This window comes from Geobacillus sp. 47C-IIb (assembly GCF_014679705.1).
In the GTDB taxonomy this organism is placed as follows: Bacteria; Bacillota; Bacilli; order Bacillales; family Anoxybacillaceae; genus Geobacillus; species Geobacillus thermodenitrificans.
Genome location: NZ_CP061473.1, coordinates 1,629,173 through 1,644,899, shown reverse-complemented (window position 1 = coordinate 1,644,899; position 15,727 = coordinate 1,629,173). Strand labels below are relative to the sequence as shown.

Genomic DNA, 15,727 nt, shown 5'->3' with positions numbered 1-15,727 from the left:
AGTAGCCGTGCGTGTCGATCAGGACATTGGTGGCTGCCAATGTCCTGCTTTTATCGTATGTTTTCCACCTTTATTATAACCATACGTGCGCAAAATCACAATATGACTGACGCGTATGTTCAAAAGTATTCTCGGGATAAGAAAATGCTTGATGGCTTAGTCAAAATCATGTATACTTTGTGTAACCGGTTACATAAAGTGAAAAGAAGGAATTAACAATGGCAACGATTCGTGATGTAGCAAAGCGTGCAGGCGTCTCTGTCGCCACCGTGTCACGCGTGTTAAATCAAAATGGGTACGTGAATGAGGAAACGGAGAAACGCGTCAGACGGGCGATGAAGGAGCTGAACTATAAGCCGAGTGAAGTGGCGAGGGCGTTGTTTAAAAAAACCTCAAAAACGGTTGGGCTCATTGTCCCTGATATTACGAACCCATTTTTCCCGGAACTTGTTCGCGCTGTAGAAGATGTGATGAATATTTATGACTATACGGTTATTCTATGCAATTCCGATGAGAAAGCCGAAAAAGAACGGGAATACATCGAGGTGTTAAAGCAAAAATATGTGGACGGTGTCATTTTGACAACTAATCAATTGACGCCGGATGAAGTGGATGAATGGGATGTTCCCATTGTTGTGCTAGATCGTCCATTCAATGAGAAGTATCCGTCCGTGGTTGTTGATAACTATCGAGGGGCTCGTTTAGCGACTAGACATTTATATGATATGGGGTGTCGACGCATCGCCCATATTCAAGGGCCTATGTATGTGGTGAACGCCGTTGAACGTTTTCGTGGTTATCAAGATGAAATGATGGAGTTAGGGATTTGGGAGCAGCGGTTGGTGATTCAGGGGAACTACCAGCTCAAGCAGGCAAAAGAAGCAGTGATGGCGGCTTTGGCCCAACAGGAGATCGACGGAATTTTTGCCGGCAATGACGCGATGGCAGTGGGTGCTTTGAAAGCGGTTCAACAATGTGGGTTGCGGGTTCCCGATGATATTGCGATTATTGGTTACGATGGCATCCCGCTGACGGAAATGACAACCCCTGAGCTCTCAACTGTATCTCAGCCTATTTACGATATGGGGGCAATCGCAGCAAGAATTTTAATCAAACAAATCGAAGGAAAACCACTAGAAAAACTTCATTACCAACTTCCGGTTCAATTGATTGTACGGCAATCCACGTCAAGGAGGGAACAAATGTGAACAAGCCTATCATTACTGTGATCGGCAGTATCAATATGGACTTAGTAACTGTGGCTGCCCGCTTTCCGAATCAGGGGGAGACGATTTTAGGTAAACAGTTTCTCACCACTCCTGGCGGCAAGGGGGCGAATCAGGCGGTGGCAGCCGCTCGCCTTGGTGCTAACGTGCGGATGATTGGCGCTGTTGGCGAGGATACATTCGGAAAGGAGCTCCTTCGCTCATTGCGAAACGAAGGCATTTCTATCCAGGATGTGAAACCGGTTACACATGAACATACCGGCATTGCTTCGATCACGATTTCTGAACAAGACAATCGCATTATCGTCGTGCCCGGGGCGAACCATGCCTTGACTCCAGAAGATCTTGACAAGTGCGAGTCGATCATCGCCCAAAGCGATGTTTGCCTATTGCAATTGGAAATTCCGATTCCGGTTGTCGAACGGGCCGTTTCGTTGGCTCATCGCCATGGTGTGCGTGTCATTGTTAACCCGGCTCCAGCGCAGCCACTGTCGCCGTCAGTGCTCGAGCAGGTCGATTTTCTAACGCCAAACGAACATGAACGCGCGTTGCTGTTTGCTGGGATAGACGAGGGCAAGTTTGTCAATAAACTGATCGTCACCGAAGGGGCCAAAGGGGTGCGCATTTGGCAGGATGGACAGGAACAGCTCATCCCGAGTTTCCGCGTTCCGGTTGTCGATACGACTGGGGCGGGCGATACGTTTAACGGCGCGCTCGCCGTTGCGCTGGCGGAAGGGAAGCCGCTCGATGAAGCGTGCCGGTTTGCCAACGCGGCCGCAGCGCTATCGGTCACCAAGCTCGGAGCGCAGGCTGGGATGCCGACACGAGAGGATGTGGAATCATTTTTAGCTAAACAGAAAGGGAATCAAGGATGAAAAAGAATGGGATCTTGAATAAAGAATTGAACACATTGCTTGCTTCGCTAGGGCATACCGATACGATCGTGATTGCTGATTGTGGGCTGCCGATTCCAAACGAAGAGGCTCGTATTGACTTAGCACTTGTCAAAGGATTTCCGCCCTTTTTATCCGTTTTGGATGCGGTAATTAATGAGTTGGTAGTCGAAGAGATTGTACTAGCTGAGGAAATCAAAACCCAAAATCCAGATGTGTATGAAAGCATCAAAGCAAGAATGAGTGATGTGCCTATTCAATTTGTTCGACATGAAGAATTTAAGGAAATGACAAAACAGGCGAAAGCAGTGATTCGTACAGGGGAGGCAACTCCTTATGCCAATATCATTCTTCGTTCTGGTGTGAACTTTTCATAGGAAAATGTCTGAAAGAAAAGGAGGGCAGAATCGATGAAGCCCTTGATTGACATGCGGTCAATTCAAAAATCATTTGGTTCCCATACCGTTCTCAACGGCGTTGATTTTGAAGTGCTTCCTGGTGAAGTGCACGCGTTAATGGGTGAGAATGGAGCCGGAAAATCAACGCTCATCAAAGTGTTGACGGGCATTTACGAGCGGGATGGAGGAACGATTGTTGTCAATGGGCGCGAAGTGCATTACCGCCATCCGAAAGAGGCAGAGCAGGATGGAATTGTTGTCATTCATCAAGAGTTGAACGTTATTCCGACATTGACGGTGGCAGAAAACATTTTTCTTGGGCGTGAGCCCAAAATTGGGAGGACGGGTATCATCCGTCATAAAGAAATGGAAAAACAGGCGGCCTCCTATTTGCGACGATTAGGAATGGATCTTCACCCGAGAGAACTCACCGGCCAATTATCGGTCGGGAAACAGCAGATGATCGAGATTGCTAGGGCGATTTCGACGAATGCCAAGTGCCTCATTATGGACGAACCGACAGCAGCACTCACGGAGCGGGAAATCCAGGCCTTATTTTCCATCATTCGTACATTGAAAGAGCAAGGCATTGCGATTGTGTACATTTCTCATCGGATGGAAGAGATTTTTACCATCTGCGACCGGATTTCTGTTCTTCGTGATGGCCAGTTCATTGGGACGAAGCGGATTGAAGAAACGAATTTTGATGAAATTGTTCAAATGATGGTTGGACGACAAATTGGGGAACGCTTTCCAAAAAGGAGTGTCACGATCGGGAAAGAACGATTGCGTGTTGAACAGCTGACGAAAAAGGGAGTATTTGAGGGCGTATCGTTTTCTGTGCGAGCTGGTGAGGTGCTTGGTGTGGCGGGGCTGATGGGATCGGGACGAACGGAAATAATGGAAGCAATTTTTGGTGCTAGACCATTCGATGAAGGAAATATATATATTGACGGACGCCCCGTGCACATCCGTTCTCCACGCCAAGCGGTGGAACATGGCATTGCAATGATTACCGAAGATCGAAAACAAAAAGGACTCATCTTGAATATGAGCGTTCATGAGAATCTAACCTTGCCAAAGTCGGAACAATTGGCGACAGCGGGATTCATTCAGTCATCCAAAGAACGAGATATTGTGTCGTCCTTTATTCAGCGGTTGAATATCAAAACTTCTTCACCTGATTTAGCGGTGAAAGCATTAAGCGGAGGAAATCAGCAAAAAGTTGTATTCGGAAAATGGTTAGCAATGAATCCTCAGATTCTTATTTTGGATGAGCCAACACGTGGCGTCGATGTGGGCGCGAAGAAAGAAATATACGAAATGATTAATGAACTAGCTGCGCAAGGTGTTGCAATCATTATGGTTTCTTCCGAGCTTCCTGAAGTACTAGGAATGAGTGATCGTGTCATGGTGATCCACGAAGGAAGAGTTCAAGCCATCTTAGAGAACAATGAGTTGGATCAGGAAACCGTCATGCGTGCAGCGACAGGGGGGAATTGATGATGGAAGCGAAGCGAAAGTGGGATGTAAAAAAGCTTGGGCCCCTTATTGGTTTAGCATTATTATGCATCGTATTGTCCATACTAAGTGAAGATTTTTAACGATGAATAATTGGCTGAACCTGTTGCGCCAAGTGTCGATTAATGCATTGATCGCTTTTGGTATGACCTTTGTCATTTTAACAGGCGGCATCGATTTATCAGTCGGTTCTGTGTTAGCGCTGTCAAGCGCTATTACGGCAGGTTTAATGGCTCAAGGTGTCGATGGGTTTTTGGCCATTTTAATCGGCTTATTATCAGGTACGGTAATGGGGGTGCTAAATGGAATCATCATTACGAAAGGGAGGGTTGCACCGTTTATTGCGACATTAGCAACGATGACCGCTTTTCGCGGGTTAACACTCGTCTATACGGATGGTCGTCCGATTACAGGATTTGCGTCCGATGATATCATGTTTCAGATGATGGGACGTGGTTATTTCTTTGGTGTTCCTGTACCGATTGTATTGATGCTTGTTGTTTATATCGTTTTGTATGTCGTATTGAAAAAGACGACATTTGGCCGTCATACGTATGCGATTGGTGGGAATGAGGAAGCGAGTCGGTTATCGGGTTTGCGTGTCGATCGGCTCAAAATCTACGTGTATGCGTTAACTGGAACGTTATCAGCTTTAGCTGGTCTCATTTTAACATCCCGTCTGAATTCGGCACAGCCGACAGCGGGGACAGCGTATGAATTGGATGCAATTGCCGCTGTTGTCTTAGGAGGTACAAGTTTATCTGGGGGAAAAGGATGGATTTTCGGTACACTAGTCGGCGCACTCATTATTGGTGTGTTGAATAATGGATTAAATTTGTTGAACGTGTCATCGTTCTATCAACAAGTGATAAAAGGGGCGGTCATTCTTCTTGCGGTGTTGTTAGATCGCCGCAAAGAAGCTTGATCTATAAACCAAATGAAGGGGGAAGTCAAAATGAAAAAGGCATTTCGTTTGTTTACCGCTGTGTTATTTGCAGGAGCCGTATTGGCTGGATGTTCACTGGATCAAAACAATGCCGCGGACAACAAAGAGAAAACGCAAGAAGATGGAGAAGTAAAGATCGGTTTATCGATTTCAACGCTCAATAATCCATTCTTTGTCACATTAAAAGAGGAGCTGAAAAAGCTGCAAAAGACGAAGAGGCTGAGCTAATTGTCGTCGATGCCCAAAATGACTCGGCGAAACAAATTAACGACATTGAGGACTTAATCCAACAAAATGTCGACATACTGCTTGTAAACCCAACAGATTCCAGTGCAGTAGTTTCAGCCATTGAGTCAGCTAATAACGCCAACATTCCAGTGATTACAGTGGATCGCAGTGCAAGTGGTGGGGAAGTAGTTGCTCACATTGCTTCAGACAACGTGGCTGGCGGAGAAATGGCGGCACAGTTTCTTGTTGAACACTTGAAAAATGGAGGGAATGTTGTAGAACTAGAAGGGATTCCTGGTTCGTCCGCAGCCCGTGAACGCGGAGAAGGATTCCACAAAGTGATTGACAAAGCAACTAATATAAAAGTAGTGGCAAAACAAGCAGCCGATTTTGACCGGGCTAAAGGCTTGTCGGTTATGGAAAACATTTTGCAAAGCCATAAAGACATTCAAGCGGTTTTTGCGCATAATGATGAAATGGCCTTAGGAGCTTTAGAGGCGTTGCAAGCGCGCGGAATGGACGATGTTCTTGTAGTCGGATTCGATGCTACTGATGATGCGGTCAAAGCGGTAAAAGAAGGCAAAATGGCGGCGACCATCGCCCAAAAACCAGCATTAATTGGTGAAAAGGCGGTAAAAGTAGCAATCAGTGTTCACAAAGAAGAGAAAGTGGACGAATTTATCCCGATTTCGCTGGAGTTGGTTCAAAAATAATAACGGTTGGAAACATAAAGAGGGTGTCTCCAAAGCAACGAGACACCCTCTTCATTTTGCATATACGTGCCGGACGAATCACTATATCTGTTGTTTCACCGGAGAGCAGACAGCCTTTTGAGTTAGCCCCCTTTTGAATGCTGAGCGCTTCCGTGAGGGCTCTCTCGAAGATAGGCAGACATATTTTGGGGCCCATCACCTTTCATGTTGTATGACATGGGTATTCGACCGACGCGAAGCAACAAGCCAATGCTTTTGTATGGTTTTATCCCATCTTTCGTAATGCCGCCCGCACAGGGCTTCCATCGGCATTGACTAAGGGGAGAGGAAGAGCCGCTAGTTCATAGTCCCCAGGGGAAACATGGTCTAACAAGAGCCCTTCTAAAATATGAATTCCACAACGATGCAATTCGTGATGGGCAGGCAATTGTTTGCTTGTTAACGGGTCGACAGAGGGCAAATCGATCCCGATCAGACGAACTCCATATTTTTTCAAGTATGGAGCGAGTGGCGGATCAATATAGGGAATAGTTTCAGGGAATGTTGTCCGATTCGTCCATGCCCCCGTGTAGATTAATAAGCGCGTCACTCCATGTAAATCTATCGTTTGCAATTCATCGATCCCGATTTTTTTCGGATTTGAAAGATGGATTACACGGGCAGGTCCGATATAGATATTTAAATCAAGATCGATGACTCTCTTTCCTTCATTATCAAAGTGAAAGGGAGCATCAATGTGTGTGCCTGTATGTGTGCTCATCGTGATTTGGCCCACATTCACGGATCCACTTTCCGCCTTGTTCCAACGAGTGCGATAGGAAAAAGGTGTATCGCCTGGCCATACTGGAATATGCTCATCAAGTCGTTGGGAGATATCGATCCATGGATTCATCATTTTGCCTCCTGAAGTTCTCTGAATCTATAGTTTTGTTCTTAATGTCCATAGCTCAGGAAAGAACGAGCGATCGAGCGATTTTTTTAAGTAGGAGACGCCCGATGATCCTCCGGTTCCTTTTTTGTAGCCAATAATTCGTTCCACTGTATTCATGTGCATGTAACGCCATGTTTGTTGTTGGCTGCCGATATCTACTAGCTTTTCGGCTAGCTCATATAAATCCCAATATCGATCAACATTTCGATATACCGTCAACCATGCTTCTTCCACGCTAGCATTTGGCTGGTAGGTTTGTGAGTAATCTCGATGAAGAACGTCTTCATCGATAGGCAACCCCCGGACGGCCAATGCTTTGATCGCTGCGTCATACACGCTTGGGGAGTGGAGTGCTCTTGTCATCTTTTCATAAATTTCCGGATCGTGTTGGAAAACAGGCAAAACATGTGCATTTTTCTGCCCAAGTGCAAATTCGATTAAACGGTTTTGATAAGACTGGAACCCGGAAGCATGGCCTAGACATTCACGAAATTCCATGTACTCTGACGGAGTCAGCGTCGAAAGGACGCTCCATGATTGAATGAGCTGTTGTTGGATTCTTGAGATACGGGCAAACATTTTAAAGGATGGTTCTAAATCGTCATCTAAAATACATTGAATAGCGGCTTCCATTTCATGTAAAATGAGTTTCATCCAAAGTTCACTTGTTTGGTGAATAATGATAAATAGCATCTCATCATGATGATTAGATAACCGCTGTTGACTCGATAAAATTTTATCAAGCTGAAGATAGCCTGCGTACGACATTTCTTCTTGGAAATCTGTATGAATGCCTTTCTCCAGTTCGAATTGATTTTGTTTATTTTGCATATGTTCTCACCCTTTTCGTAGAATGGTCGATTGATACGATCATTGATTCGCGCTAGTGACTGTTTCATCGGATGGTGTAGAAGGAGTTGCGTTATGGTATGTGGTATGAACCCTTTTCCAAAGGACATACGCAATGGATAGCAACAGTAACCAAGGAATTCCGAATTGCAGCATCGTTTTAAATGGTGTAAACCATGTCGTAATCATCAAGCTGAGTAATAATACGCCACCTAAAATGGTTAAGTAAGGAAATCCAATCATTTTGATGGGCAATGGTCGACCATTCATTTGATTCCACTTGTTTCGGAAAAAGAGATGGGAAACAAAAACCATAAACCAAGTGAAAATTGCCCCAAACATCGAAATACCCATCATGACAGTATACGATGTATCAGGAAGAAAAGCTGAAACGATGGCTGAAATGGCAATTCCAGCAGTAGAAATAAGTAATGCCTTGATCGGGACTCCTTTTTTGTTCACCTCAGCAAAGAAAGAGGGAGCATACTTTTCTTGCGCCAATGAGAACATCATTCTCGTTGATGCATATAACTGACTATTCATGGCCGATAGCGCCGCAGTGAGAACAATGAAATTTACCACACCGGAAGCACCAGGGATGTTTAAGATTTCCATTACTTTCACAAAAGGACTTTTGTCAATTCCTGCTGCTTTCCACGGAACGATCATCAACATGATGGCGAGCGTGAGTACATAAAAAGTAGACAAACGAAAAACCGTTGCTTTTAATGCTTTGGGAACGGCAACTTCGGGCTCCTTTGCTTCACCTGATGTAACCGCTATCATTTCTGTTCCTAAGAAACTAAATAGGGAAATAAAAATAGCTACCCACATTCCCCACCAGCCAAATGGGAGAAATCCACCATCATTGACGAAATTGGCAGGCCCAATTCCAGATTGTTCCGATGCTCCGAATATAACATACGTTCCAAGGAGAATAAAAAGGATGACTGCACTCACCTTGATCATCGAGAACCAGTACTCAAAAGTAGCAAACGTATGGACGTTGGTAGCATTGACGTAAATGAGAATGCCTCCAAATAGTAGAATCCATACGATCCCTGGTGTATGCGGAAACCAGTATCTCATATAAACGGCAATGGCACTCACTTCCACCCCTACGGCGAGGACATTGGCGATCCAATACGAATAGCGGACGATAAAACCTGCATAGGGGTGGATGTACCGGTCAGCAATGGTTCCAAAAGAACCTGATGTTGGATGGGCGACCGTCATTTCAGCTAAACACCCCATCAACAACAATACAATGAAAGCGCCAATGGCATAACTAAGTAAAACGCTAGGTCCCGCCGTTTGAATAGCAAGGCCGCTCCCAAGGAACAGCCCAGTACCAATGGCACATCCCATAGCGATCATGGTTAGTTGGTTCGTCTTTAATTCACGATGTAACCCGGTGTCCTTTTCTTGCGATTTACGCGTATCATGATTTTGCTTGGCCATTCTCTCTCCCCCCTTATATTTAGGCGACTACTTCACGCTCGTTGGAAAACTTCTTATACTGTTTCTCTTGCATGATTTTCTTCATAATTTGTACAACGTTCCATACTTCTTCATAAGATGTGTACAAAGCAATAGGCGCTAAGCGAATAATATTTGGTGCTCGGAAGTCTGGAATGACACCATTTTCTTTTAATGACTTGCAAATGCGGGCAGCTTCCTCGTGTTCCAAGCTAATATGTCCTCCACGGCGCACATCGTCTTTCGGATTGCCAATGATAAAGCCGAAATGGGAAAGCTCTTGTTCGATTAAGTACATCAAGTAATTAGTCAGTTGCAACGACTTTTGACGAATCCGTTCAATTCCGGCTTCTTGGAAGATTTCTAAGGATCCAATCAAAGGAGCTAGACTCAAAAGATGTGGAGTTCCAATTTGATAAGCTCCAGCCGTCAAGGAAGGGGTGAATGTATGTTCCATATCAAATTGTTTATCTTTTTTCGAGCCAAACCATCCAGCCAAGCCAGGTGCTGAACCGAAATGTTTACGATGGACGTAGAGTCCTGCGACACAGCCAGGTCCCCCGTTCATATACTTGTAGTTGCACCAAAAAGCGAAATCAACTCCCCATTCGCTAAATGAATGCGGAATGGCTCCAATGGAGTGGCAAGCATCGAATCCGATCAAGATGCCACGCTTATGTGCTTCATCAGTCAGAAGTTGGATGTCCAAAATTTGACCACTGCGGTATAACACAGTCGGCAAAACAACTAAGGCAACGTCTTCGGACATGGCTGCAATAATATCTTCTTCTTCCAAAAAACGCCCATCACGACTTTTCACTCGAATCAGATGAGTGCTGGGATCATAACCGTGAATACGAAGCTGACTTTGCAACGCATAAATGTCTGATGGGAAGGTCAATTCATCAGCTAAAATCTTTGTCCTCTTTCCTTCTGGTTGGTAAAAGGTAGAAACTAGCTGGTGCAAATTGACAGTGGTAGAACCTGTAGCAATCACTTCTTCCGGTGAAGCACCGACTAATGGCGCCAACATAGCTCCTATCTTCTCCGATAGGTCGAACCATGGATAGGTTCCTTTTGTCCACCCATCGATCCCTAACAATTTCCAATCTTGTAATATGGTGAATAGTGTTTTTTCCGCCCTTTTGGAAAGAAGACCTAGTGAGTTGCCATCCATATAAATGGAATTCGGCGGTAAGTAAAATTCATCGCGAAAATGACGTAATGGGTCTTCTTGGTCAAGTTTTCGAGCGAATTCTAATGTAGGTTCCAGGGCTGTGCTGTTCACGAATATAACCTCCTGTTCCATTCGGTGAGATGTTAAAAAAATTTTACATAAAAAGTTGACATGATGTCAATTATTAAATTTTTTAAATATTATATTTTGTTGTTCGTTTTTTGTCTTCTTCTTTCATTTTGATTGGATACCCCTTATGCTAGTAAGCAAGGGAGGATGGCAAGGAGGGATACAGTGGAGCATAAAAAAACAGTCGATCGTCGTCATATGCGTTCCGCGGCCACACGCCAAAAAATATTGCAAGCAGCACGGGAAGTGTTTATCCGAGAGGGATTCCATCATACCACTGTCACTCAAATTATCAAAAAGGCAGGGGTAGGGTATGGTACGGCTTACGTTTACTTTAAAGGGAAAGATGATATTTTGATTACGTTGATGGAGGATGTGATGGGGCAGTTTTATCAAATCGCTGAGCTTCCCTTTTTTCCTACATCAAAGGAGGAAGCACAGCAGATGATTCAACGTCAAGCGTATTCATTTTTGAAAATGGCGGAAGCGGAGCGCGATATGTTACAGGTATTCGAGCAAGCTATTGGTGTTTCCCAAGCCGTATCGGCGAAATGGGCAGAAATCCGTGAGCGATTTGTCCAACGAATTTCTCAAGATATTTCTTATTCCCAACGCAAAGGACTCGCTAGGACGGAATTAAATCCTGAATTAGTGGCGCGTGGTTGGTTTTTTACGAATGAAATGTACTTATGGGACATTGTGCGTGGTCATCATCGTAAATGTTCCATAGAGGAAATTGCTCGGACGATCACTGCGGTGTATACGGAAGGGCTGTATCGATGACGGTTTATTCACTTGTTTTGTTGTTAGTTAAAAAGAGGAGCTCATCCTAAGCTCCCACGTTCCGGTTGTCGATACGACTGGGGCGGGCGATATGTTTAACCGCGCGCTCAATGAAGGAAAGGAAATTTTTTTCGATGATGCAGCGAGCGATTCTTTTGGAATGTAATCATATGGTGAAAAGGAGATTGAACGTTTCTGGCTCATGTGTATGTATTTCGTTCATCCATAAACCTCTTAGCGACGGATTGAACCATATTTGATAAATCGGTTTCAATAGACAAAAAGAAAGCCAATTGAAATGAACTTTTAAGCCCATTTCAATTGGCTTTTGCCGTTTTATCGATGACCCCCTTTGTAAAAACTCCCCCATATCAAATGAACATTAGACTCCTTCAGCAATCATTCCATTAGCAACTTTGACAAATCCGGCAATATTCGCACCGACCATGAGGTTTCCAGGGGAACCGTATTTTTCTGCGCATTCTTTACTTGTTTGATAAATGTGTTTCATAATGTCACGCAGCTTTTCGTCGACTTCATTAAAGGACCAGTAGATGCGACTTGAATTTTGTGCCATTTCTAATGCGGAAGTGGCCACCCCACCTGCATTGGCTGCTTTCGCAGGTCCGAATAATACACCGTTGGATAAATATTCATCGATTGCTTCAGGAGTGGAAGGCATGTTCGCACCTTCTGCGACCACTTTCACTCCGTTCGCAATTAAAATCCGTGCAGATTCTCCGTCAATTTCGTTTTGTGTGGCGCATGGAAGAGCGATGTCGCATGGAATGGTCCAAATGCCTTTGCAACCCTCGGTATAGGTCGCTTTTGGACGATACTTCACATAGTTGTTCATTCGTTCGCCTTTCACTTCTTTGATTTCTTTTATAGCATTTAAATCAATGCCATCTGGATCGTAAACATAACCATTGGAATCAGAGCAAGCGACCACTTTCGCTCCTAATTGTTGTGCTTTTTCCATCGCATAAATAGCAACATTTCCAGATCCAGAAACAACCACCGTTTTTCCTTCAAGAGAATCATTAACATCACGTAACATTTCCTCTACAAAGTAAATGAGTCCGTATCCTGTTGCTTCTTTGCGAACTAAAGAACCGCCATAACCTGGTTGTTTGCCAGTAAGAATACCCGCTTCATGCATTGCTTTTATGCGTTTATACTGTCCCCATAAATAACCGATTTCACGGGCGCCTACGCCAATATCTCCAGCAGGAACATCGACATCAGGACCGATGTGACGATATAACTCTGTCATGAATGCTTGGCAGAAACGCATGATTTCTGTATCGGATTTTCCTTTTGGGTCAAAATCAGAGCCGCCTTTTGCACCGCCAATGGGCAGGCCAGTTAATGCGTTTTTAAAAATTTGTTCAAATGCTAAAAATTTCATGATCGATTCGTTTACTGTTGGATGGAAGCGTAAACCACCTTTATAAGGACCGACAACATTGTTAAACTGGACACGATAACCGCGGTTGACATGAACTCGATTTTGATCATCTTGCCATGTGACACGGAAAGTGATGATGCGATCAGGTTCTACGATTCGTGAAAGAATATTATGCTCAATGTATTCTGGATGTTGTTCAAATACGGGAACTAATGTGGAAAATACTTCTTTTACGGCTTGTAAAAATTCTGGTTGATAACCGTATTTATCTTGAAGTTGATGATATACAGAATCGATATACTCTTTTGCCTTTGATGGACTTTTTTACGGCAGTTGTCATGGTCGTTCTCCCTCCCCTAAAAAGCTTACGAGAAAATGGTATTATGATTTTTTTTACAATTCAATCATTATTTTTTTTACCAGGGGAAAATAAATTGGTAAAATCAACGAAATAAAATTATATCATAATAATATAATTTCTATATTTTGGGTGAAAGGATTGAGGCGTATGCTCTCCGTTTTGATTGATGTAGATGCCTGTTCAGTCATTGATATTGCTGGGCTTTTTTATCTCAATATGAGATAAAACCGTTCTTGTTTTGCGATAATTCTTATCTCATAGAAAGAGAGGATGCAATAATAATTCAAGTGTCAGAAGGGCGAGATTCCATTGATTTCTCAGTATTGAATGCGGTTTCAAAATATAGTTTTATCATTCCTCGAGATTATGAGTTGGCTGACCTGTGTTTGGATAAGTTTTCCTTTTGTTGAATCGAAATGGAAAAGAATTTACAGACGAAAATGTTGATCAACTGCTATTTTTTCGGCATGAAAATGCAAAATTTCCCCGTGCAGGTGGTAGAACAAAAGGTCCGAAAAGACGCCAGGAGAAAAATAATTTGAACCTCAAAATAAAATTTTGACAAATTTGTGAACAAACCGTTTTATTAGCCTCTTCAACTGCTAATCCTTTTCCTCAATATCGATAAAACGGAACTAATCTCAGCTGGCCATAGGGGATGGCTTTGTCACGAAAGTCTATATCGCTTCTTCCCTCGATCGATTTCAGCATCTATCTAGGTTCATAACGAAGCGCTTCTTGGTTCATACTAAAGGAAAAGATTGCAAAAGAAAGGGACCCGCTATGCTTCGCGACCTTGATTGGATGACGTACATCATGATGATGTTGGCTAGCTATCGGTTTACCCATTTGATCGTGTTTGACAAAATTACTGAATTTCTGCGCGAGCCGTTTATGAAAAAAGAAAAAGTTCGCAGTGAGGACGGCCATACGGAAATCAAGAAAGTGCCGGCCTCCAAATTTGGCTACTTGTTGAATTGTTATTGGTGCGCTGGCGTGTGGAGCGCTATTTTGATCGCACTCGGTTATTTTTTCATTCCGAACATCGCTATGCCGTTGATTTTCATTTTTTCGATCGCAGGGGCGCAGGCGATTCTTGAGACGTTTGTCGGGGTCGGAACGAAGGCGATCGACCTGCTGTCAGCGGCGAAAAAGCGGATGGACTAGAAGAACAGTGAAAAGCAGCTAGTTCCTTTCATCACTTGTTCTTGATTAAAAAGGAAACATAGCTGCTATAGAATTTCTCAATTTGAGAAAATACTCGATGAAGCGAGATTGTCCATTCCCTCCCCCTATAGGAATCGTAATTGAATGGGGAACAAGATCATGTGCAAGGAGAGGAAAACTGAAGAAAATTCCATCCTTATTTGTTGCGGCAAATCTCCGATCACAAGATAGGCAGGACTAGAAAAGAGTATTCAGATGATTAAGTGTGTGTATAATGGATAAGAGCCACTGATTGATCAAGAGCTGGTTGAGGAACTTAGGAATGAAACGAGGATAGACAAAAATGATTTTTGAAAAAGCCTATCAGAATCATTTGGGGGAGGAGCCGAATGGAGTTATTTCATAAGTTAGCGCGTCGAAACATCACAATCAGCAAACAATCCGGATTCGGGGCGAAATGGAGACAACAGTGGGAAGAGGTGTTTGCCCGTCATTTGACTGCGGAAGAAAAACGAAACATCCCCCTTTATGATGACGATGGGGCAAACGGTTACTTATGGCATGTTTTTAGTTATGAAACGAAAGACTGTTTAACGGAAGAAGAAGCGGAGGCGGCGTTTGATAGGGAAGAGAAAAAGTGCTGCTATATTTTCTTTCAACATAGCGATGATGCGTTCAAAGTGGAGGATGCTTCCGGTTTGAAAGCCGTAGATTTGGTCACTGAAAACGGCGAGTATGCCAATCTATACGTGGTTGACAGTGAGTTCAATTGGACGTTTGTCATCACGCACGAAAGAGGATGGCTTGGCCCTTATTTTAGCCGAAGGTGAGAGTGATGGTTCATCACCACACCATGTACTTGACAAGTTCGAGTGTTTGCTGAATATCAAGTGCATCCGCAGCGATTGGTATACAGTTCCTTGCATCCGGATCACATCTTGAAAAATCAAACATTTCTTTTGGGGAAGAACTAGCATGTGACTGCCTATTTTGTTTTGACGGCTTCCTTTAATTGTTCTACCACAGTTTTTAGCCATTGAATTGGAGTCAGTCCAAGGGAGGGAAAATACAATCCGTCTACACAGTGTTGAATGTATTCATTCTTTTCATCATCTGAATGCTCGCTATTTATGAATTCCGTTAAAAATACAATCGCAGATTCGAGATATTCCTTACTTTCTTCCGTTACGAATTCTTGTAATGCCTCCTCAGTCGAATCGATGTCTTGATGAAAAGTTCCAGTGAGAAACTGAAAAACGGGATCTTCCGGATTATGTTTGACGAACAAGCATCTTTGCTTCCTTCTGTGATTGGCCATAGATGAGTATTTTTTATGATGTATACGGGAGTCTCTCTTTTTTGCTGATGGCGATCGGTCCACATTCCTGAATATCCCTTGGCTGTTCAATTATTGATGATCAAAATGAGATGCTTCAGAACAGGTTTTGAAAAAGAAAAGGCTAATCCTGCGACAAACTTGTGGATTCATTGACCATATGCTCATCGATTTACGAG

15 protein-coding genes and 2 pseudogenes are annotated in these 15,727 nt (G+C 43.6%); 11 read left to right on the top strand and 6 right to left on the bottom strand.

Translation table 11 applies throughout. The features are described 5' to 3' along the window. Nucleotides 1-218 precede the first annotated feature (218 nt). The 6 genes and pseudogenes from IC804_RS08395 to rbsB all read left to right on the top strand — a co-directional run bounded on the left by IC804_RS08395 (nucleotide 219) and on the right by rbsB (nucleotide 5,925). The gene (locus IC804_RS08395; RefSeq protein WP_008881321.1) at nucleotides 219-1,208 is read left to right on the top strand and encodes a LacI family DNA-binding transcriptional regulator; all 990 of its coding nucleotides are present in this window, start codon (nucleotides 219-221) and stop codon (nucleotides 1,206-1,208) included. After that, a complete protein-coding gene (gene rbsK, locus IC804_RS08390) occupies nucleotides 1,205-2,101 on the top strand; it encodes a ribokinase (protein WP_081157305.1) in 897 nt (298 codons plus the stop codon). The genes IC804_RS08395 and rbsK overlap by 4 nt, the downstream gene beginning before the upstream one ends. Beyond that, nucleotides 2,098-2,496, top strand: coding sequence for a D-ribose pyranase (gene rbsD, locus IC804_RS08385; protein ID WP_008881319.1), 399 nt, complete (start codon nucleotides 2,098-2,100; stop codon nucleotides 2,494-2,496). The genes rbsK and rbsD overlap by 4 nt, the downstream gene beginning before the upstream one ends. A 33-nt stretch (nucleotides 2,497-2,529) precedes the next feature. Further along, nucleotides 2,530-4,020, top strand: a complete 1,491-nt coding sequence (locus IC804_RS08380) for a sugar ABC transporter ATP-binding protein (protein WP_011888299.1) — start codon at nucleotides 2,530-2,532, stop codon at nucleotides 4,018-4,020. Beyond that, nucleotides 4,020-4,963: pseudogene (gene rbsC, locus IC804_RS08375) on the top strand (ribose ABC transporter permease). Before IC804_RS08380 ends, rbsC begins: the two are co-directional and overlap by 1 nt. Before the next feature lie 30 nt (nucleotides 4,964-4,993). Beyond that, a pseudogene (gene rbsB, locus IC804_RS08370) lies at nucleotides 4,994-5,925 on the top strand (ribose ABC transporter substrate-binding protein RbsB). A 265-nt stretch (nucleotides 5,926-6,190) separates the two neighbouring features. Here the strand turns inward: rbsB and kynB are convergent. From kynB to kynU, 4 genes are read right to left on the bottom strand one after another with little or no spacing between them, the layout of a single operon-like run. Beyond that, nucleotides 6,191-6,817 carry an arylformamidase gene (kynB, locus tag IC804_RS08365; protein WP_190300698.1) on the bottom strand — a complete coding sequence of 209 codons (627 nt, stop codon included), beginning with the start codon at nucleotides 6,815-6,817 and terminating at the stop codon, nucleotides 6,191-6,193. 27 nt (nucleotides 6,818-6,844) lie between these two features. Next, nucleotides 6,845-7,687: a tryptophan 2,3-dioxygenase gene (gene kynA / locus IC804_RS08360; RefSeq protein WP_008881314.1), complete on the bottom strand. Its 843-nt coding sequence runs from the start codon at nucleotides 7,685-7,687 to the stop codon at nucleotides 6,845-6,847. Between the two features lie 39 nt (nucleotides 7,688-7,726). Then, nucleotides 7,727-9,166: an amino acid permease gene (locus IC804_RS08355; protein WP_081157307.1), complete on the bottom strand. Its 1,440-nt coding sequence runs from the start codon at nucleotides 9,164-9,166 to the stop codon at nucleotides 7,727-7,729. 19 nt (nucleotides 9,167-9,185) lie between these two features. Next, the gene (kynU, locus tag IC804_RS08350; protein ID WP_081157308.1) at nucleotides 9,186-10,493 is read right to left on the bottom strand and encodes a kynureninase; all 1,308 of its coding nucleotides are present in this window, start codon (nucleotides 10,491-10,493) and stop codon (nucleotides 9,186-9,188) included. Between the two features lie 144 nt (nucleotides 10,494-10,637). Here kynU and IC804_RS08345 point away from each other — a divergent pair, with 144 nt between their 5' ends. Further along, nucleotides 10,638-11,273 (top strand): TetR/AcrR family transcriptional regulator, encoded by a 636-nt coding sequence (locus tag IC804_RS08345; protein WP_050772218.1) that lies wholly within the window; start codon nucleotides 10,638-10,640, stop codon nucleotides 11,271-11,273. A gap of 382 nt (nucleotides 11,274-11,655) precedes the next feature. Here the strand turns inward: IC804_RS08345 and gdhA are convergent, their stop codons facing one another. Beyond that, the gene (gdhA, locus tag IC804_RS08340) at nucleotides 11,656-12,981 is read right to left on the bottom strand and encodes an NADP-specific glutamate dehydrogenase (protein ID WP_190300697.1); all 1,326 of its coding nucleotides are present in this window, start codon (nucleotides 12,979-12,981) and stop codon (nucleotides 11,656-11,658) included. A 297-nt stretch (nucleotides 12,982-13,278) separates the two neighbouring features. On the opposite strand from gdhA, the gene IC804_RS18845 reads away from it, so the two are divergent. The 4 genes from IC804_RS18845 (at nucleotide 13,279) to IC804_RS08325 (ending at nucleotide 15,042) form a co-directional block, all read left to right on the top strand. Continuing rightward, complete coding sequence (locus tag IC804_RS18845) at nucleotides 13,279-13,455, top strand: DUF188 domain-containing protein (RefSeq protein WP_255505909.1); 177 nt, start codon at nucleotides 13,279-13,281, stop codon at nucleotides 13,453-13,455. Next, a complete protein-coding gene (locus IC804_RS18840) occupies nucleotides 13,449-13,607 on the top strand; it encodes a DUF188 domain-containing protein (protein ID WP_370543787.1) in 159 nt (52 codons plus the stop codon). Before IC804_RS18845 ends, IC804_RS18840 begins: the two co-directional genes overlap by 7 nt. A gap of 221 nt (nucleotides 13,608-13,828) precedes the next feature. Further along, nucleotides 13,829-14,212 carry a DUF1360 domain-containing protein gene (locus IC804_RS08330; RefSeq protein WP_008881309.1) on the top strand — a complete coding sequence of 128 codons (384 nt, stop codon included), beginning with the start codon at nucleotides 13,829-13,831 and terminating at the stop codon, nucleotides 14,210-14,212. Between the two features lie 389 nt (nucleotides 14,213-14,601). Then, complete coding sequence (locus IC804_RS08325; protein ID WP_081157638.1) at nucleotides 14,602-15,042, top strand: DUF4275 family protein; 441 nt, start codon at nucleotides 14,602-14,604, stop codon at nucleotides 15,040-15,042. Nucleotides 15,043-15,197: 155 nt separating this feature from the next. On the opposite strand, the gene IC804_RS08320 is transcribed toward IC804_RS08325, so the two are convergent. Next, complete coding sequence (locus IC804_RS08320; protein WP_008881307.1) at nucleotides 15,198-15,500, bottom strand: contact-dependent growth inhibition system immunity protein; 303 nt, start codon at nucleotides 15,498-15,500, stop codon at nucleotides 15,198-15,200. Nucleotides 15,501-15,727: the final 227 nt, after the last annotated feature.